Raw genomic sequence first — 19,798 nt, forward strand, 5'->3', positions numbered from 1 at the left:
CGGGTGGCCGCAGCCCCAGGGGCCGGGGCGGCCCGGTGGCCCCGGCACTCCCTGAGGCTGGGAAGGGCGGCAGGCTCGGGTGGCGTGAGCCTCGTCCGCCCAGGTGATGGGGCGGGGTCAGCCGGCCAGCCGCTCCAGCGGGCGCTCCGCGCCCGGCTCGCCGTCGCCCCACGTCCCCGCCCCGGGCACGTCGCCCCCCGCGTCCCGCCGCACGATGTCCACCGTCACGAACTGCGCCCGGTCCGGGTGCCGCCGCACGCGGACGTGAGCCGCGCAGCAGGCCGCCGCTATTTCCGCGCCGAACGCCTCGAAGTCGTCGGCGCAAATCCCGGCGCGGAGCAGAATGAAAGCCCTTTCCCCGGAGCCGGTCGGCGTTATCCAGAGGATCAGCGGAATTCTGCCCGCGCGGGTGTGCATGGACGTCTCCGCGCACACCCGCTGGATCCGGTGCCGGGAAAACAGGCACCAGAAGTGCCGCATCATCCATTTCCGGCCGGCCGGCACCGTGGCGGGCACGCCGACGGGGCCCGCCAGCGCGACCGGCGCCCACCACATCCCCCGGCCCACGGCGGTCGCGATCACGACCGCCGCCCCGGCCGCGAGCAGGAGCAGGACGATCTCCGTACGCCACCGCCACAGCCGCGTGACCAGCCCGGGGCCCGGCTCCAGGAGCAGGCCCTCGGTCACCGCGTACGGGTTGTGGCGCGGGTTACGCGGGAACATGACGATCATCTCCTACGGCCGACGACTCCCGCCCGGCCCGCAGCCCGGCGAGCCGGGCCGCCTTGAGCGCGTCGAAGCGCGGGTCGCGATACCGCCTGGAGCCGAACCCCGTTCTGGTGACCGTCCACCCGTACTGGCGGGCCCGCTCGTCCTGGTCCGCGCACAACGCCCGGTCGGCGCGCGCCAGCAACTCGCTGACGTAGGACCTGATTCGCGATACTCGCGCGGCGACGTGAAACATTTCGGCCACCACTCCCCCTCCGTCTTCGTCCCTGTGGAGAACCCCGCATATCCGTGCGCAGATTGGCTGCTGATACCGCCAGTTTGCGTTGCGCCCGCTCATTCAGCGATAAAGCTGGCTCCCGAATCGGTGGTTCGGTTTTCCGCACCCGTTGAGCGGGCGGGGGCGGCGGACTAACGTTGCCACGTGACGTCCTTCCGGGTGGTGATCGCCGAGGACCACCTGCTGGTGCGGGCCGGGATCGAGGCCCTCATCGCGACCGAGTCCGGGGCGGAGGTCGTCGGCGTCTGCTCGGGCTACGAGGCGCTGATGGAATGCGTCGACCAGGAGAAACCCGACGTCGTCGTCACCGACATCCGCATGCCGCCGACCATGAGCGACGAGGGCATCAGGGCGGCCACGACGCTGCGGGCCAGCCACCCCGACGTGGCCGTGCTGGTGCTGTCGCAGTTCCTCGATCCGACGTACCTGCTGGCCCTGATCGAGCAGGGCAGCAGCAGGCGCGGTTACCTGCTCAAGGAGCGCATCGCCGCGCCCGGCGAGCTGATCTCGGCGGTGCGCACGGTCGCCTCCGGCGGGTCGTTCATCGATCCCGTGGTCGTCGAGTCGCTGGTCTCGGCCAAGGCCCGCAACGACGCCGGCATGCTGCGGCACCTGACGCCGCGCGAGCGCGAGACGCTCGCCGAGGTCGCCGCCGGCCGGTCGAACCTGGCCATCGCGACCGCGTTCAACGTCTCCGAGCGCGCGGTCGAGAAGTACATCAACTCCATCTTCGTCAAGCTCGGCCTGCGCGGCGACCGCGACACCAACCGGCGGGTCAAGGCGGTCCTGATGTTCCTCGACTCCGGCTCGGCGCCGGGGTAGGCCGCCGCTCCCAGCCCGGCGGCCCGAAATCCGGCCGGGATAGTGATGGTGGCACCACCGACACGGCGGCGATCGAATGCGACGATCAGCCTGTGGACCAACAGTTCGTGCGCGTTCTGGTGGTGGACGACCTGCCGTCGTTCCGCCGGGCCGTGGCCGGCGTGATCGCGGTGGCGGACGGGTTCGTGCTGGCGGGGGAGGCGGCCAGCGGCGAGGAGGCGCTCGACTTCCTCCGGGACCACGCCGTCGGGATGGTGCTGATGGACGTGAACATGCCCGGCATGGGCGGCCTGGAGGCGGCCCGGCGCATCAGGTGCGGGCATCCGGACGTCACCGTGGTGCTGCTGTCGGTCAACAACACGGAGGACCTGCCTCGTGACGCGATGGTGATGGGGGCCCATTATCGGCACAAGGACCGCTTCGGCCCCGACGAACTGGAGGCGCTGTGGAGCGACGGGGGGCAGGCAGACTCCTAGCCGGCCTGCGGGGGCATGAGATCATCGAGATCGGCGCGCCGGAGTGGGAGCGGCTGCGCACCTACATCCAGGCGGACCTGATCGGCGTCGTGGTGGCCGCGGGCTGGGTCGCGGTGCTGTGGGCGGCGGTCCGGCGCGAGGGCTGGCTGCTGGCCATCGTCGTGCTGCTGCTCATCATGGCGGCGTTCCTGCTGCGTGCGATCCACCTGATCCACCGCTACCGGCGCTTCGCCGCCGTCGTCGTCTTCGCGCTGTCCAACTGGATCGTGGCCGTGGCCGTGACCTCGGTGGTGCCGTTCGCGCTGGCCACGCTGGCGCTGGCGGTGCTGCTGCCGGTGCTGGTGGCGGTGCAGCACATGAACCACGAGCGGCTGTCGGCCATGCTCGGCGCGACGATGCTGGTCGGCACGGCGCTGGTCGTCGTGGGCAGCCTGACGCCCGGGGTCGGGCTGGAACGGCTGGTGCCGAAGACGGTCACGGACGCGCTGGCGATCGTGTTCATCCCGTTCATCACGATCCTGGTGTCGCTGGCCGCGTGGCAGAACCACGGCATGCTGGTCGCCAGGACCGAGGCGCTGCGCGAGTCACGGGCCCGGCTGGTCGCGGCGGCCGACCGCGAGCGCTGCCAGATCGAGCGCAACCTGCACGAGGGCGCCCAGCAGCGCCTGGCCGCCGCCGCCGAGCAGACCCGGCAGGCCCAGCGGCTGCTCGACGCCGACCCCGGCCAGGCCGGCCCGCTGCTGGCCCGCCTGACGGACGACCTGCAGGAGGCCAGCGCGGAGCTGCGCGACCTGGCGCACGGCATCTACCCGCCCCAGCTCGGCCAGTACGGCCTGGAGACGGCGCTGCGCGCCGCCGCCCAGCACGCCCCGATCCCCACCACCGTGCACGCCAGCGGCGTCGGCCGCTACCCGCCCGAGATCGAGATCAACATCTACTTCTGCCTGCTGGAGGCCCTGCGGAACGCGAGCAGGCACGCGGGGGAGCAGGCCACGGTGATCATCACTTTGCAGGACCGCAACGGGCTGTCCTTCGACTTCAGCGACACCGGCTGCGGCTGCGACCCCGGCCTCGTCCACACCGGCACCGGCATGATCAACATGAACGACCGCCTGGGCGCCATCGGCGGCACCCTCACCATCGACACCCGGCCCGGCGGCGGGCTGCGCCTGCACGGGCACCTGCCGCGGTCGGTGCTGGAGAGCGCCGGCGTGGAGCGCTCCCGCCAGGAGCGGGGCGGCGCCGTGCGCGGCGGGCTGCAGGCCGTCTGGCACCTCATCGCCCGGCTGTACACGAGCCTCCAGCGCAGCACCCACCCGCACCCCCACCAGTACATCGTCACCGGCCTGTGGGCCATCATGGGCGTCGCGCTCGGGGCGGGCGCGGTCGCCGCCGCGGCCTTCGCCGGCGTGCACAAGCTCTGGCTGCTCGCCCTGGCCGGCGGCTGGTGCACGGTGGCCCTGCTGGTCGTGGCGGCGCTGCGGGTCGTCAAGCGCCGCCGCATCGATCACGCCATCGGCCTCTCGGCGGCGATCACCTGGTGCTACGCGCTGACGCTGACCGCGATGATCCCGGCCGCGCTGCCGTACGCGACGCTGGTGATCGTGTCGCCGGTGCTGCTGTCGGTGGCGTTCCTGTCGCGGCGGCGCTTCAAGGTCATCATGGGCTGCACGGTCGCCGCCGCCGTCGCCGTCACGCTCGCCGGGCGGCTGGCCCCCGGCATCGGGTTCACCGGGAACGCCCCCGGGTGGCTGATCGCCGCCGTCGTCATCGCCCTGGTGGTGCTGGGCCTGACCCGGGCCTCGTACCTGGCCTGGCACAACCACGTGATGCTGGTGGCCAGGGCGGAGGCGCTGCAGGAGTCACGCGCCCGCCTGGTGGCGGCGGCCGACCGGGAGCGCCGCCAGATCGAGCGGAACCTGCACGACGGCGCCCAGCAGCGGCTCGTCGCCGCGGCCGTGCAGTCCAGGGTCGCCCAGCGGCTGATGGACACCGACCCCGCCCAGGCCGCCCCCGTGCTCGCGCAGCTCTCCTCCGACCTGCGCGAGGCCCAGGCCGAGCTGCGCGACCTGGCGCACGGCATCTACCCGCCGCAGCTCGCCGAGTCGGGGCTGGAGGCGGCGCTGCGCGCGGCCACGCGCCACTCGCCGCTGCCGACCGAGATCCGCGCCACCGGCCTCGGCCGGTACCCGCCCGAGATCGAGATCAACATCTACTTCTGCCTGCTGGAGGCGCTGCAGAACGCCAGCAAGCACGCGGGCGAGCAGGCCGCGGTGACCATCGACCTGCGCGAGCAGGACGGCCTCTCCTTCGACCTCGCCGACACGGGCATCGGCTGCCACCCCGGCCTGATCCGCACGGGGCACGGCATCACCAACATGTACGACCGCCTGGGCGCCATCGGCGGCACCCTCACCATCGAGACCAGCCCCGGAACGGGGCTGCGCCTGCACGGGCACATCCCGGCCACCGCCTACCGCGACGCGGGGTGAGCCGGCGGCGCCGGCGGGCTCGATGATCGAGCCGGCCGGCAGCACCACCGGGACGACCGGGGCGAGCAGCGGATGGCGGTGGCGCGGCAAGGTACGCCGCTGCTCGCCCGCCGGCCGTCCGCGCCGGACCCGGATCAGCCGTCCATGGCCTCGGCCAGCGAGCGGGGGCGCAGGTCGGTCCAGTGGCTCTCGATGTAGTCCAGGCAGGCGGCCCGGCTGCTGTCGGGGAGCACGACCGTCCAGCCGCCGGGAACCTCGGCGAAGGCGGGCCACAGGGAGTGCTGGTTCTCGGCGTTGACCAGGACGAGGAAACGGCCGTCCGGATCGTCGAAGGGGTTGGTCATGTTCGGTCCTTTCCACGAGGCAGGCGATGGGTCATCGGGCCACCGCCTGGCGGTAGGTCTCATCGGTGGCGAGGAGGTTGCGGTGGGTGTCCTCGGCGGTGATGACGCCGCCGTCCAGGACGAGGACGCGGTCGGCGGCGTCCAGGAGCGCGGGACTGCTGGTGATCACGATCATGGTGCGGCCCCGCCGCAGCTCCGCGAGGTTTCGCGCGATGAGCTGCTCGGTGACCGCGTCGACCGCCGTCGTCGGATCGTGCAGGACCAGGATGCCGGGGTCGGCGGCGAGGGCGCGGGCCAGGGAGAGGCGCTGGCGCTGGCCGCCCGAGAGGTTCGCGCCGCGGTCGCGGACGCCGTGGTCGAGCCCCTCCCGGTGCAGGGCGACGACGTCGGTCAGCATGGACGCCTCGACGGCCTCCGCGACCAGGTGGCCGGCGCCCGCCGGGTCGATGTTCGTGCGGAGCGTGCCCGCGAAGATCTCCGCGTCGTACGGGTTCACCAGCAGGTGCTCGCGGATCGCCTCGATCGACAGGTCCTTCAGCTCCCGCCCGCCGACCCGCACCACGCCCTCGTACGCGCCGGGCGGCACGTTCACCGCCAGGATCGAGACGAGATCGGCCGCCTCCCGCGCCCGGTAGGCGGCGATCGCCGTGAACTCGCCCGCGGGCACGTGGAACTTCAGCTCGCGCAGCGACCCGTACCGGACGCTGTCCACCTCCAGGTTCCCGCCCGGTGACGGGCGCCGCGTCCCCGCGACCATCACCGGCGGAGCGGCCAGCACCAGCGCCATCCGCTCCGCCGACGCGCGCGCGATCATCACGTACTTCGGCATCTCGGAGAACAGCTTGAGCGGCTCGATGATGAACTGCGCCAGCCCCACGGCCATGACGAGCTGCCCGATGCTGATCCGGCCGCTCAACGCCAGCCACCCCGCCGCCAGCGTCACCGCGGCGGCGAGGATCGCGTTGAGCGCCAGCGCGGCCCCGGCGTACGCGCCGTTCACCCTGGCGACGGTGATCGCCTGGTCCTTGGCCTCCGTGCTCACCGTCCGGTACGACAGGAACGCCGCGTGGTTGCCGCCGAAGCCGTGCAGCGGGCGCAGGCCGGTGATCAGGTCGGCGACTTTCGCGCCCGCCCGCGCCACCCGGGCCTGCTGCTCGCGGGTGCCCTCGCCGATCCGCCTGGACAGCACGCTCAGGATGGACAGGATCGCGATGGTGCCCACGATCACCAGCAGGCCCAGCCAGACGCTGGCGATGCCCAGCGCGACCGCCGTGATCAGCACCGCGACCAGCGAGCTGATCAACAGCGGCACGACCTCGATGATGTCGGCGGTCTGGTCGGCGTCCTCCGTGGCGATGGTCAGCACCTCGCCGGACTTGAGGTCCGTGTCCCTGGCCACCGGCTGGAGCCCGCACTCGGCGACCTGCACCCGCCAGCGGTGCGCCTCGGTCGTGTTGGCCTTCTGCAGGATGCGCATCCCGAACCGCCACGACAGCGACACGGTCGTGACGATCACGGCCAGCGCCGCGATCGACCAGGCGAGCGAGCCGAGGCTGCGTTCCTGCAGCGCGTGCTCGACGATCAGGCCGAGCGCGATGGGGAAGGCGGTCTCGCCCGCCTGGTACAGGCCCATGAGGAGGGTGCCCCAGGCCATGGCGCCCGCGTTGCGCCGCAGCGCGGTCCGGAGGATGTCCGGGCCCGTGCGGGGCCCGCGCCGGTCAGGAGTGCTCATCGAGGTGCCGGGCAATCGCTTCGGGGGTACGCAGGGCGAACAGGTCACGAATGGTGATCACCGGGCCGTACTCGCGGCGGAGCAGCCCGATCAGCCGCACCGCCAGCATGGAGTGCCCGCCGAGGGCCACGAAGTCGCTCACCGCGCTCACCTCGTCGTCATCCAGGTCCAGCGCCTCGGCGAAGAACTCGCACACCGCGCTCTCGGTCTCGGTCGCCGGGCCGCGCTCGGCCGACGTGGTCAGCGCGCCCAGCGGCTTGGCCTCCGGCAGCGCCTTGGTGTCGGCCTTGCCGTTCACGGTCAGCGGGATGGCCTCCACCTGAGCGTAGTGCGTGGGACGCAGGTAGTCCGGCAGCCCGGCGCCCACCTCGGCGGCGACCGCCGCCAGGTCGCCGTCGCCCAGCACGAGGTAGGCGGCCAGCCGGTACGCGCCGTCCACCTGCGGATCGGACTGCGCGACCGCGGCGACGAACCGCACCGCCGGATGCGCCGCGAAAGCTGCCTCCACCTCGCCCAGCTCGACCCGGTGCCCCCGGATCTTGACCTGCTGGTCGGTACGGCCCAGGTACATCAGGTTCCCGTCGGGACGCCGCAGCACGAGGTCCCCGGTGCGGTACATCCGTTCCCCCGGCTCGCCGAACGGGCACGCCACGAACCGGTGCGCGGTCTGGGCCGGCTGCCCGAGATAGCCGCGGGCGATGCCGATCCCGGACACGTACAGCTCGCCCGGCACGCCGTCCGGCACCGGACGCAACCACGGGTCCAGCACGTACACGTCGGTGTTGTCGATGGCCACGCCCACCACCGGGTCCTGGCACTCGAACGTGCCGACGCCGAGGGTGTTGATGGTGTACTCGGTGGGCCCGTACAGGTTGTATCCGACCGTCCCCTCGGTCTCGGCGAGCCGCCGCCACAACGCCGGGGTGACCGCCTCACCGCCCAGCAACACCAGCGGGGGCCGCCGCGCAGGGTCGTCGAGCAGGCCCTCGGCGACCAGCTGCTGCGCGTAGGTGGGGGTCACGTTGATGACGTCGATGCGGTGCTCCAGACAGTACTCGACCAGACGGGGCGCGTCGCGCCGCAGCTCCTCGTCACAGATGTGGACCTCGTGGCCGTCCGCGAGCCACAGCAGCTCCTCCCACGACATGTCGAACGCGAACGACACGGTGTGCGCGATCCGGAAGACCCGGTGACCGTGCTCGGCCAGCACCGGCTCGAAGATCCGGCGCTGGTGGTTGATCAGCATGTTCGTGAGCCCGGCGTACTCGGTCACCACGCCCTTGGGTTTCCCCGTCGAGCCGGAGGTGTAGATCGTGTACGCGGGGTGCCGCAGGCGTGCGGGGTCGCCGGGCGCGAACGTCACGAACGGCTCTGCCTCGGGCAGCGGGCGGTCCAGCTCGATCAGGTCCCGCTCGGGCAGGCTCCCGGCCAGCCGGGGGGAGACGGAGCTCACGGTGAGGATCACGTCCGGGTGGGCGTCCGCGACGATCGCGGCGATCCGCTCGTCCGGGTGGTCCAGCTCCAGCGGCACGTACGCCGCGCCGGTGCGCAGCACGGCGAACAGCGCCACGATCGAGTCGAGCGAGCGCGGGATCGCCAGTCCCACGGTCGTCCCCGGGCCGAGGCCGCGCCCGGCGAGCACGCCCGCCACCGCGCGGCTGCGCTCCCGGAGCTGGGCGAACGTCATGGCGCGGCCGTGGGCGACGAGCGCGACCCGGCCCGGATCGCGCTCGGCCGCCCGGTCGAACCGGTCCACCACGGTGTCCGTGCCGATGTCCGTGCGCTCGGCCGGCACGGGCTCGGGCCCCGGACCCGGCAGCGCGCCCACAGGCCCGGTCCACCGGGCCAGGTCGTCGAGCACGCGCAGGTAGTCGTCCAGGAGCCGCTGCGCACGGCCGGTGTCGTGGTCGCGGTACTCCAGCTTGACCGTGAGCTGCTCGCCGGGCGTGACGACCCAGGTGAACGGGTAGTGCGTGGAGTCGTCGGCCCGCACCGCGGTGATGCCGTGCCTGGCGTTCAGCTCGGCGAACGCGTCCAGGTCCAGGAAGTTCTGGAGCACGAACAGGTTGTCGAAGAGGGTGTCGTGGCCGCTGCCGCGCTGGATCTCGCCGAGCCCCAGGTGCTCGTGCTCCATCGCCGCCACCCTGGCCGCCTGCACGGACGACAGGTACTCCCGCACCGTGTCGGACGGCCGGGCCCGGGTCCACATGGGCACGGTGTTGAGCAGCACGCCGACGATGCCGGACAGGCCTTCCCCCTCCCGGCCCGAGACGGTAACGCCGAACACGGCGTCGCCCCGGCCGGTGTGCGCGCCGAGCAGCAGGCCGAACGCGCCGGTCAGCACCGAGTTCAGCGTGACCCCGTGCACCTTGGCCGCCTCCCGCAGCAGCCGCGACTGTTCGGCCGTCAGCGTGCGCACGAGCGCGAGCGGCAGCTCGTCCGGCAGCGACGGGGACGGGCCGGCGAGCAGCGTCGGGCCGGGGAGGCCGGCCAGGTGCTCCGCCCAGAAGCGCTCCGAGGCGGAGACGTCCCTGGCGGCCAGCGCCCGGGCGTGCTCCTCGAAGCTCGGCGTGGCAGGGACCGGGTCCAGCGGCCGTCCCGCGACGACGGCCGCGTAGGCGTCGAACAGGTCCCGCAGCACGATCTCGCGTGACCAGCCGTCCCACAGCAGCAGGTGGTAGCTCAGCAGCAGGCCGTCGTGCCCGCCGGGCAGGCGTACCAGCGTCAGCCGGATCAGTGGCGGCTCGCCGGGGTCGAAGCCGGTGTCGCGGTCGCGGGCCCGCAGCGCCTCGGCCTCCGCCTCGGTGGACAGCACGACCGTGCGGACCTCGACCCGCCGGCCCGCCGCGAGCACCTGGACCGGGTTCCCATCGGCGTCGGTGGTGAACCCGGCGCCCACGACCGGGTGCCGGGCGATCACGTACGCCATCGCCTCGGCCAGCGCGTCTGCGTCCAGCCGCCGGTCGAAGGTGAAGTAGCTCTGGGCGACGTAGTGCCCGGCCGGGCCCGTGAGCTGGGCCTGGAAGAACAGGCCGCGTTGCAGCGGGGTCACCGGCGCCGTGCGTTCCGCCGTCGCGCAGGCGCCGGCTATGCGCTCCAGCGCGCGCCGCCAGTGCCCGGTGAGCTCGCCGGGGACGCCCTCGGCCAGGGTGAAGGCGGCGCGCAGGGTGCCGGTGGCCGGGTCGAGCCACGCGTTGACCTCCACGGCGTACGGGCTGCCCTGGTCGCCGCCGGTGATCGGGAGCGCCTGCGACTCGGTGGCCGCGCCGAGGTAGTTGAACAGCACCTGCGGGCGCCGCCGCAGCAGCGGGGCGGTCTGCGGGTCGAGGTACCTGAGCAGGCCGTAGGAGAGGTGCCCGCGCTCGTCCCGCTGGCGTTGCGCGACCTCGCGCGCCGCCGCCACGGGATCGGTGTGCGCCGTGAGCCGCACGGGCGCGATGGCGGTGAACCAGCCGACCGTACGGGTGTAGTCGTGGTGTTCGAGCAGCGGGACCCGGCCGTGCCGTTCCAGCTCGACGGCGAGATCGGCGGGCGCCTGCTGGACGTGTGTCAGCGCGGCCCGCAGCGCGCCGCACAACAACTCGGTGAGGCCGACGCCGAGCGCGGCGGGCGCGGTGCGCGTCAGGGTCGTGGTCACCTCGGGCGAGATCTCCACCGTGGTCTCGCGCAGCTTCCCGATCGCGGGCAGCAGCGCGGGCGCGTCGAGCGTCTCCACCCAGTGCCCGAGGTCGTCGATCGCGTGGGCGGAGCGGGCCGCCAGCGTGTCGGCGTACTCGGCGTAGGACGTGGTGGGCGGTGGCAGGGCCGCTCCTCGCATGGCGGTGGCCAGGTCGTCCAGCAGGATCAGCCAGGACACCGAGTCGACGGCGAGGTGATGCGCGGTGACCACCAGGGTCCGGCTCTCCTCCAGCCAGGTGAACGCGATCACCTCCCCGGCCTCGGGGTCGAGCCGCCCGGCGGCCTCGTTCGCGGCAGCCGTCGCCGTGGTCGTGGCCGCCGCCCGGGTGACCGCCGCCGGGCGGGGCGGCTCCGTACGCAGCGCCCACACCCCGTGCTCGACGCGCAGCCGCAGCCGGAGCGCCGGGTGCGCGGCCACGACGGCGTTCGCGGCGCGCCCGGCGTCGGCGAAGCCGGTGCCCTCCGGCGCCGGCAGGGTCCTGGCCTGGGCGAACCGGGCGAGGGAGCCGCCCAGCTCCCGCTGGCGCAGGATGATCGGCGTGGGCGTCAGCGGGCCGTCCCGGTGGCGGGCGGGTGCGGGCGCGGGTGTCGTGGCCGGTGGCGTGCGCGTGGCCAGGTGCTCGGCCAGCACGCGCGGCGTCCTGTGCAGGAACACGTCGCGCGGGGTGACGGGCAGGCCGAGCGCCCTGGCCCGGTTGACCACGGTGATGGCGATGATGCTGTCGCCTCCGGCACGGAAGAAGTCGGTGTCGCCGTCCACGTCGGTGCCGGGGAGCGTTTCGGCGAAGATCCCGACCAGCGCGGCGAGCGCCGGCTGGTGTGCGAGCGCGGTCGGGTGTGCGAGCGCGGGCGGGTGCGCGAGCGGGGGCTGGTGTGCGGGCGGGGGCTCCTCCGCGAGCGCCGCCGGTCCGTTCGCGAGCAGCCGGGGCTCCCCGGCGTCGAGCCGGGCCGCGCGCTGCGCCAGGGCCTGGCGATCCAGCTTGCCGTTGACCGTCAGCGGCAGCGAGTCCACCGGCAGCACCCGCCCGGGCACCATGTACGCGGGCAGCTTCGCCGCCAGCAGCCGGGTGAGGTCGCCGGGCACGCCGCCCACGACGTGCGCGATCAGATGGTCACCGCTGTCCGCCACGGTGACGGCCGCGTCCACCACGCCGTCGAGTTCCCTGATCGCGCCCTCCACCTCGCCGGGCTCGACGCGGAACCCCTTGAGCTGCACCTGGTCGTCGGCGCGGCCGGCGAAGACCAGCTCGCCGTCGAGCGTCCGGCGGGCCAGGTCGCCCGTGTGGTACATGCGGGAGCCGTCACCCGCGAACGGGTCGGCCACGAACCGGCTCGCGGTGAGCCCCGGCCTGCCCAGGTAGCCGAGCGACACCTGGTCACCGGCGACGTAGATGGCGCCCACCCGCCCCGGCGGCACCGGCCTGAGCCGGTCGTCGAGCAGGTAGGTGACCAGGCCGGGGATGGGGCCGCCGATCGGGGCGGCGTCGCCGCGGGCGGCGAAGTCCTCGGCGGTCAGCACCCGGTGGGTGACGTGGACGGTGGTCTCGGTGATGCCGTACATGTTGACCAGCTCGGGCGAGCCGGTGCCGTACCGCTCGACCCAGCCGCGCAGCCGCCCGAGATCCAGGGCCTCGCCGCCGAAGACGATCCGGCGCAGCGAGGTCAGCGGCTCGGCGGCATGCCGGTCGGCCTCGATGAGCTGGTAGAACGCCGACGGGGTCTGGTTGAGCACGGTGACGCCGCGTTCGCGTACCAGGCGGTGGAAGTCGACGGGGGAGCGGGTCAGCCCGTACTCGGGCACCAGCAGCTCGCCACCGTGCGCGAGCGCGCCCCACAGCTCCCACACGGCGAAGTCGAAGGAGGAGGAGTGGAACTGCACCCACACGTCGTCCGGGCCGAAGCCCATGCCGGGCCGGGTGTTCAGGAGCAGCGTCACCACGCTGGAGTGCGGGACGACGACGCCCTTGGGCCTGCCGGTCGAGCCGGAGGTGTAGATCACGTACGCCGGGTCGTGCGGGCCGGCCTGCGGCCCGCCGGGGGCGGCGTCCAGGGGCGGCTCGTCTCCCTGGACGAGCACGCGGGCCGGCACGCCCGCCCTGGCCAGCAGCTCCGCGAGGCGGTCCCGGCGTTCCCTGTCCACGAGCACGACCCGCGGGGCGGCGTCCTCGAGGACGTACCGCAGGCGTTCGTCCGGGTACGCCAGGTCCAGCGGCACGTACGCGCCGCCCGCGGTGACGGTCGCGACCAGGGCGACGACCTGCTCCACCGAGCGCGGTACGGCGACCGCGACCCGTTCGCCCGGCCCGGCCCCGGCCGCGCGCAGCGCCGCGGCCAGCCGGTCCTTGGCCTCCGCCAGCTCGCCGTAGGTGAGTGACCGGGTGCTGCCGTCGAGCCCGCACTGGGTGACGGCGGTGGCGGCCGGGTCGCGGCTCGCGGCGGCGTCGAACAGCCCGCCCAGGGTCGCCGGAACGCTCGGCGCGCTCGGAATGCTCGGTGCGATCGGCGTGCTCGGCGAGTCCGGCCGGGTGCCACGGGCCGCCGGGTGGACGGTGAGCGGGTCCGGCAGGGCGCCGGACGCCAGGTCGCTGACGAGGCCGTCCGGCCGGGTGAGCAGCCCGGTCAGGGTCCGGGTGAACGTGGCGAGGATGGCCCGGGCGCCCTTCTCCCGCAGCAGCTCGCAGTCGTGGATCAGGTTGAAGCGCGCCCGGCCGTCCGGCGCGCGCTCCACCACCAGCGTCAGCGGGTAGTGCGGGGCGCCCTCGTTCACGACGCCGGTGATGACCAGCTCGTGGCCGGGTTCGCGCAGGCTCTCCACGTCGGTCGCGACGTCGAACACCACCAGCGTGTCGAACAGCGGCCCGCTCCCGGCCTGGCGGCCGATCCTGGCCAGCGAGACGTGCTGGTGCGGCAGCACCGCGCTCTGGTGCTCCCGCACGGCGGAGAGCAGCTCGTGCGAGGTGGTGGTGCCGTCCCACCGGGCACGCACCGGGATCGTGTTGATGAACAGCCCCACCATGTCCTCGATGCCGGGCACCGGCGCGTCACGCCCGGACACCGTGGAGCCGAAGACCACGTCCTGGCTGTGCAGCATGCCGCCCAGCGTCACCGCCCAGGCGCCGTGCACGGCGACGCTCAGCGGCACGCCCGCCGCCCGCGCGGCCCCGTCGACGTCGAGCTCGGCGCCCGGCTGCGCGGCGGTGTCGGCGAAGCGGCCGGACGGGGTGTGCCCCTCGGCGACCAGCGAGGGGCCGGGCAGCCCGGCGAGCTGGTCCCGCCACACCCGGTCGCTGACGTCGTCGTCACGCCCGGCGAGCCACCGTACGTAACCGGGAAAGCCGCCCAGCGGATGCACGCTGCCCGGCGCGTGGTACTCGGCCAGCAGCGCCCGCAACATGGCCGGCACCGACCAGCCGTCGGCGATGATGTGGTGCACGGTCTGCACCAGGACGTTCCCGCCGGAGCCCGCGCGGATGAGCGTGTAGCGCATCAGCGGCCCCGTGGCCAGGTCGAACCCGGCGCGGCGGTCCCGCTCGGCGTGGTCGCGGATCTCCTCGCCGGTCATCCCGGGACGCTCCAGCGTGGTGAACGGCGCGGTCATGCCGCTCTCCAGCACCGAGACCACCCGGCCGTCGGCGAGCGCCACGAACCGCGCGGCCAGGTTCGGGTAGAGCGTGAGCAGCCGGGTGGCCGCCGCGGCGAGCCGGTCGGCGTCCACCTCGCCCTCCAGCGTCAGCACCTGCTGCTCGACGTAGCTGCCCGCCGAGTCGTCGTCGAAGACCGAGTGGAAGTACAGGCCCTCCTGCAGCGGGGTCAGCGGCAGGATGTCGTGCAGCGCCGGGCCGTCCAGGGCGTCGACGTCCGCCTGCGTCAGGGACAGCGGGCGGAAGTCGCTGGGGGAGTGGCCGCCCCGGTCGAGCGCGGCCAGGCCCTCCAGCGCCGCCAGGAAGTAGCCGCCGATCGTCGCGACGTCCTCGCCGGTGAAGACGCCCTCCGGCCAGGAGATGGCGGTGGCCAGCTCGTACTCGCCGGTGGGGCCGGGCTCGGCGATCGCGTTGAACTCCAGGGCGCGGGGCAGCCGCATCCCCGGATCCCGGCGCTCGCCCAGCTGCCCCGTGGAGCCCGCGAGCTGCCAGTCCCCGGGCCCGCCCGCGTCGAAGCGGCCCAGGTAGTTGAACAGCACCTGCGGGGCGGGCGCGTCGAAGGCGTGGCCGGCCAGGTAACGCAGGACGCCGTAGGGCAGGCCGTTGCCCGGCACCCGGGCGAGGTCCTCCTTGACCGCCTTGAGAGCGGCCGACAGGTACTCGGGCGCGGTGAAGTCCGCCGCGGCCCCGGGATCCACGACCACCGGGAACAGCGTGGTGAACCAGCCCACGGTCCGCGACAGCTCCGGCTCGAACCCGGCGGCGTCAGCGACGAGCCGTCCCTCCCGGCCGTGGCCTTCCAGCTCGACGTGCGCGAACGTCTGATCCTGGCCGAGATCGCGGCGCCATCGGGCGAGGGCGACGGCGAGCGCGGTCAGCAGCACGTCGTTGACGCCGGCGTGGAACCTGGCGGGGATCTCGCCCAGCAGCGCGGCGGTGACCTCGGGGCCCGCCGTGACCACCCGGACCCTCTCGCGCGCGACGGTGTCGGCCTCCGACAGCGGGCGCCTGCCCACCGGCTCGTCCTCGCCCGGCAGGGGGCGCTGGAAGTAGTCCAGGTCCGCGTCGGACGCCGTCTGCTCCAGCACCTGCGTCCAGCGCCGGAACGACGTGCCCACCGGGGGCAACTCGATCGGCGCGCCCGCGGCGAGCTGCCGCCACGCCGTGGCCAGGTCCTCCATCAGGACCCGCCAGGACACGCCGTCGATCACCACGTGATGGGCGACCAGGACCAGTTGCCGGGCCGCACGCCGCCAGACGGCACGCAGCATCACGCCCCCGTCCGGATCCAGCCCTTCGGCGGCGAGCGCGACGCACTCGTCGAGCGGCAGGTCGCTCTCCTGCCATCCGGCGGCCGCCTGGCCGGCCTCCGGCACCTCGAAGCCCCAGCGGTCGCCGCGCACCAGCCTGGCCCGCAACATGTCGTGCCGCGCGACCAGGGCGGCGAGGATCTCGTCGAGGGCGCCGGCGGTCAGGCCCGGCGGGGTGTTCAGCACCGTCGACTGGACGAACCCGTCGATCGCGTCGGTGGTCTCACCGAGCCACCGCACGATGGGCGATCCCGTGACGGGGCCGGTCGCGACATCCCCGGAGTCGGCGGGAACGGCCGCCTCGCGCCTGGCCACCGCCGCCAGCGCCCCCACGGTGCCGCCGGCGAAGATCTCCGTCGCGGTGACGTGGAGCCCCGCGTCGCGCAGCGCGCTCAGCAGCGAGATCGCCAGGATGCTGTCACCGCCGAGCTTGAAGAAGTTCTGGTCCACGCCGACCTCGTCCAGCCCCAGCACCGACGCGACCGCCGCGCACACCACCCGCTCGTTCTCGGTGGCGGGCGGCACGAGCGGGCCCGCCCCGATCTCGGGCTCGGGCAGCGCGCGCCGGTCCAGCTTGCCGTTCTCGGTGAGCGGGAACTCCTTCAGCACGACGACGTGCGCGGGCACCATGTGCTCGACCATGTTCGTGGCGGCCCACGCCGTGACCTCCTCCGGCCGCAGGCCCTCGCTCCCGGCCGCCGGGATCACGTATCCCACCAGGTAGGTGCCGCCCGCGGCGTTCTTCCTTGCCACGACGCAGGAATGCCGCACGCCGGGGTGCTCCGCGAGGCCGGCCTCGACGTCCTCCAGCTCCAGCCGCATGCCGCGGATCTTGATCTGGTTGTCGGCCCGGCCGAGGAAGTCCAGCGACCCGTCCGGGGCGAACCGCGCCAGGTCGCCGGTCCGGTACAGCCGGGACCCGTCCGTGGCGAACGGGTTGGCCACGAACCGGGACGCGGTCAGGCCGGGCGCGCCGGCGTACCCGCGGCCCAGGAGGAACCCGCCGACGTACAGCTCGCCGCCGACGCCGACCGGGACGGGGCGCAGCTCCTCGTCCAGCACGTACAGCTCGGTGTTGGGGTTGGCCTTGCCGATCGAGGTGGACAGGCGCTCCGCCGCGCCCCGGTAGATGACGTGGGAGACGCCGATCGTCGTCTCGGCGGGGCCGTAGCCGTGGTACAGCGGGATGCCGAGGCGGGTGCGGAAGCGCTCGTACAGCTCGGGGGTCAGCACCTCGCCGCCGCACCACACGTGGCGCAGGCTGTCCAGCCGCCCGGACTCGCCCGCGATCTCCAGCAGCACGTCCAGCATGGACGACACCAGGTACGTGAAGGTGACGCGCTGCTCGGCGATCACGCTGAGCAGGTGGTGCGGGTCGCGCTCGCCGCCCGGCCGCAGGACCACCAGCCTGCCGCCGCGCACCAGCGGCAGGAAGATCTCGTTGATCGAGATGTCGAACGACAGCGGCGCCTTGAACAGCGAGGCGTCGTCGGGGCCGAAGCGCAGGATCTCGCCGGCCTGCCACAGCAGCCGCTCGCTGATCGCCTCGTGCCGGATCATGGCGCCCTTGGGCCGCCCGGTCGAGCCCGAGGTGAAGATCACGTACGCCAGGGCGGGGCCGGGGATGCCGACCTCGGGGTCCTGGGCGGGGTACGCGCCGAACCGCCAGTCGTCGAGATCGACGGCCACGGCCTCCGGCTCGCCCGCGCCGGCCTCGCCGCAGTGGTCGAGCTGCAGCGCGAGCCCGGCGTCGCCGATGACGACCGCCCGGCGCGCGGCGGGCCAGCGCGGGTCGAGCGGCACGAACGCGCCTCCCGCCATGAGCACGCCCAGCAGCCCGATCACCATGTCGGCGGAACGCTCCAGCGAGATGCCGACGACCTGCTCGGCCCTGAGCCCGCGCTCGATCAGGTGGTGGGCGAGCTGGCCGGCCAGCGCGGCGACCTCGCGGTAGGTCAGGGACCGGCGCTCGTCGACGACGGCGACAGCGTCCGGCCTGGCCCGCGCCTGCTCGCGGAACAGCTCCACGATGGTCGGGCGCTCCCGGTCGGCCCGGGTGTCGTTCCACCCGGCCAGGGTCCGCAGCCGCTCCGCCACGCTGGACGGGCCGATGGTCCCCACCGGCCGGTCGGGGAAGTCGGCCAGGTCGTCCAGCGCGAGCTGCGCGTCCTCCCGCACGACGCCCTCGGGGACGGTGATGCCGCGCCCGTCCCCGGCGACGTCCCAGCCGGCGGGCGCGCGCCCGCCGTTGCCTGCCCAGCCGAGCACGTCGGTGAAGAGCGTGCCGGGGGTGAGGTCGAGGCCGTCGGGGCTGCGGCCCGTCGCCCAGTACGCCAGCCCGATGGCGCACGCTTCGGCGAGAGTCCTGTCGGGATGTTCACCGGTCCGCCGGCGCAGGCCGGCCAGCCGAGCGGAAGAAAGCGAAACAAGACGAGCGCTTGGTTCCAACATCGCAGACTCAGCCATCCCTTTCGGTAACCTCCTCTTGATCACCTAGCCGGCCTCCCGCCAGGCCCGCCACAACCGCGCGTACCGGCCGTCCAGGGCCACCAGTTCCTCGTGGGTGCCCTGCTCCACGACCCGTCCCGCGTCCAGCACGGCGATGCGGTCCGCCGCCATGGCCTGGGTGAGCCGGTGCGCCACGAACAGCGCGGTACGGCCCCGGCACGCGGCCAGCACGGCCCGCTCCAGCTCGGCGGCGCCCTGGCTGCCCGCCTCCGCGGTCGACTCGTCCAGCACCACCACCGGCGAGCGGCCCAGGATCAGCCGGGCCAGCGCGAGCTGGGCGACCTTGCCGCCGTCCAGGCGCTCGCCGCCCTCGCCCACCACGGTGTCCAGCCCGTCGGGCAGCGCCGCGACCCACGGGCCGGCGCCGGCCGTGTGCAGGGCGTCCATCAGCTCGTCGTCCGTCGCCTCGGGCGCGGCCAGCCGCAGGTCGTCGGCGAGCTTGCCGGAGAACACGTGCGTCTCCTGCGTCAGGATGCTCACCAGGACCCGGGCGCCCGCCTCGTCCAGCTCGGCGAGGTCGGTCGGGCCGATGCGCACCGTCCCGGCCTGCGGGACGCCGATGCCCGCGATCAGCGCCGCCAGCGTCGACTTGCCCGCGCCCGTCGCCCCCACCAGCGCCAGCGAGCCGCCGGCGGGGATCTCCAGGTCCACGTCCCGCAGGACCGGCCGCTCGGACTCCGGGTAGCCGAACGTCAGCCCCCGCACCGTCACGGGGTACGGCCCGGCGCCCGCCGGGGCGACGGCCGCGCCGCCCACCAGCCGCTCCTCCGTCGGCTCACCCAGCACCCCGACCAGCCGGGTCAGGCTCGCGCCCGACTTCTGCGCCTCGTCGAAGGTGAACATGATGGCGCCCAGCGGGTTGAACAGCCGGTGGAACAGCAGCGGCGCCACCGAGGCCTCGCCGAGCGTGACGGCGCCGGCCTCCAGCAGCACGTACCCGGTCACGATGATGAGGACCAGCCCGATGAACTCGGCGCGGTTCTCCCTGCCGACGAACCGGCCGAAGAAGTGGAACACCTCGACGCCCAGATCGCGCACCCGCCACGACTCGCGGGCGACCCGCTCGCGGAAGACGCTCTCCAGCCGGTACGCCCGGACGGTGTCGATCCCGTTCAGCCCGCTGATCAGCGCCTGCGCGCGGTCGGCCTGGGCCTCGCGCTGCGCCCGGTAGAGCGGCGCGGACCGGGGCAGGTACCAGCGCAGGGCCAGCGCGTACGCGGGCAGCGCCCCGGCGCCCGCCAGCCCGAGCCGCCAGTCCAGCCCGAACATGCCCACCGTGGCGATGGCGACCAGCACCCCCGCCGAGAACACGGTGGGGACGGCCTGCCGGATGCCCTTGGACACCACGGCCACGTCGTCACCGACCCTGGACAGCACGTCACCGTGGCCGACCTGCTCGATCCGGGCGCTCGGCATGCCCAGCACGGCCCGCACGGCGCCCTCCCGCAACCGCGCGAGCAGCTCCGCGCCCAGCCGCCCGATCAGGTACGCCGACGCCGCGGTGGCCGCCGCGCCGAGCAGCGCCGCCGCGACCAGCAGCACCCCGACGGTGACCAGGATCCCGTGCGGCTCGCCCGCGACCACCCCGTCGACCACCCGGCCGAGCAGCAGCACGGGGATCACCTGGAGCGCCGCCCCGGCCACCGTGGTGGCGGCGGTGGCCGCCGTCAGCCAGGGCGCCTCACGGCAGGCCGCGGCCACCCATCGGGCGGCCTCGCGTCCGGTGGCCGTGCGCAGGGCGGCGCGAACCTCGACGCCGCTCACGTCCGGGCCGTGCCGGGCCGGGGAC

The 19,798-nt window shown here is 74.1% G+C and carries 9 protein-coding genes; 3 read left to right on the forward strand and 6 right to left on the reverse strand.

Features of this window, described 5'->3' with window-relative positions:
• Positions 1-117: 117 nt before the first annotated feature.
• Both AB0I79_RS41765 and AB0I79_RS41770 read right to left on the reverse strand, forming a co-directional pair.
• Positions 118-723, reverse strand: coding sequence for a hypothetical protein (locus tag AB0I79_RS41765; RefSeq protein WP_357885615.1), 606 nt, complete (start codon positions 721-723; stop codon positions 118-120).
• A complete protein-coding gene (locus tag AB0I79_RS41770; RefSeq protein WP_357885617.1) occupies positions 710-973 on the reverse strand; it encodes a hypothetical protein in 264 nt (87 codons plus the stop codon). Before AB0I79_RS41770 ends, AB0I79_RS41765 begins: the two co-directional genes overlap by 14 nt.
• Before the next feature lie 177 nt (positions 974-1,150).
• On the opposite strand from AB0I79_RS41770, the gene AB0I79_RS41775 reads away from it, so the two are divergent.
• The 3 genes from AB0I79_RS41775 (at position 1,151) to AB0I79_RS41785 (ending at position 4,796) form a co-directional block, all read left to right on the forward strand.
• Positions 1,151-1,828, forward strand: coding sequence for a response regulator transcription factor (locus AB0I79_RS41775; RefSeq protein WP_357885619.1), 678 nt, complete (start codon positions 1,151-1,153; stop codon positions 1,826-1,828).
• Between the two features lie 92 nt (positions 1,829-1,920).
• Complete coding sequence (locus tag AB0I79_RS41780) at positions 1,921-2,304, forward strand: response regulator transcription factor (RefSeq protein ID WP_357885621.1); 384 nt, start codon at positions 1,921-1,923, stop codon at positions 2,302-2,304.
• A complete protein-coding gene (locus tag AB0I79_RS41785) occupies positions 2,274-4,796 on the forward strand; it encodes a histidine kinase (RefSeq protein WP_357885623.1) in 2,523 nt (840 codons plus the stop codon). Before AB0I79_RS41780 ends, AB0I79_RS41785 begins: the two co-directional genes overlap by 31 nt.
• A gap of 134 nt (positions 4,797-4,930) precedes the next feature.
• Here AB0I79_RS41785 and AB0I79_RS41790 read toward each other — a convergent pair whose 3' ends face one another.
• Genes AB0I79_RS41790 through AB0I79_RS41805 form a run of 4 tightly spaced genes read right to left on the reverse strand, consistent with a single transcriptional unit; the run spans position 4,931 to position 19,773 of the window.
• On the reverse strand, positions 4,931-5,140 hold the full coding sequence (locus AB0I79_RS41790; protein ID WP_357885625.1) for an MbtH family protein: 210 nt from the start codon (positions 5,138-5,140) through the stop codon (positions 4,931-4,933).
• 31 nt (positions 5,141-5,171) lie between these two features.
• Positions 5,172-6,872 carry an ABC transporter ATP-binding protein gene (locus AB0I79_RS41795; protein ID WP_357885627.1) on the reverse strand — a complete coding sequence of 567 codons (1,701 nt, stop codon included), beginning with the start codon at positions 6,870-6,872 and terminating at the stop codon, positions 5,172-5,174.
• Positions 6,859-17,952: an amino acid adenylation domain-containing protein gene (locus tag AB0I79_RS41800; RefSeq protein WP_357885628.1), complete on the reverse strand. Its 11,094-nt coding sequence runs from the start codon at positions 17,950-17,952 to the stop codon at positions 6,859-6,861. Before AB0I79_RS41800 ends, AB0I79_RS41795 begins: the two co-directional genes overlap by 14 nt.
• Positions 17,953-17,994: 42 nt before the next feature.
• The gene (locus AB0I79_RS41805) at positions 17,995-19,773 is read right to left on the reverse strand and encodes an ABC transporter ATP-binding protein (protein ID WP_357885630.1); all 1,779 of its coding nucleotides are present in this window, start codon (positions 19,771-19,773) and stop codon (positions 17,995-17,997) included.
• Positions 19,774-19,798 lie beyond the last annotated feature (25 nt).

The organism is Nonomuraea sp. NPDC050202, from assembly GCF_040656115.1.
In the GTDB taxonomy this organism is placed as follows: Bacteria; Actinomycetota; Actinomycetes; order Streptosporangiales; family Streptosporangiaceae; genus Nonomuraea.

Coding starts and splice junctions, on each gene's coding strand:
- AB0I79_RS41765 (WP_357885615.1), bottom strand. CDS start 723: ATGTTCCCGCGTAACCCGCGCCACAACCCGTACGCGGTGACCGAGGGC.
- AB0I79_RS41790 (WP_357885625.1), bottom strand. CDS start 5,140: ATGACCAACCCCTTCGACGATCCGGACGGCCGTTTCCTCGTCCTGGTC.
- AB0I79_RS41795 (WP_357885627.1), bottom strand. CDS start 6,872: ATGAGCACTCCTGACCGGCGCGGGCCCCGCACGGGCCCGGACATCCTC.
- AB0I79_RS41800 (WP_357885628.1), bottom strand. CDS start 17,952: ATGTTGGAACCAAGCGCTCGTCTTGTTTCGCTTTCTTCCGCTCGGCTG.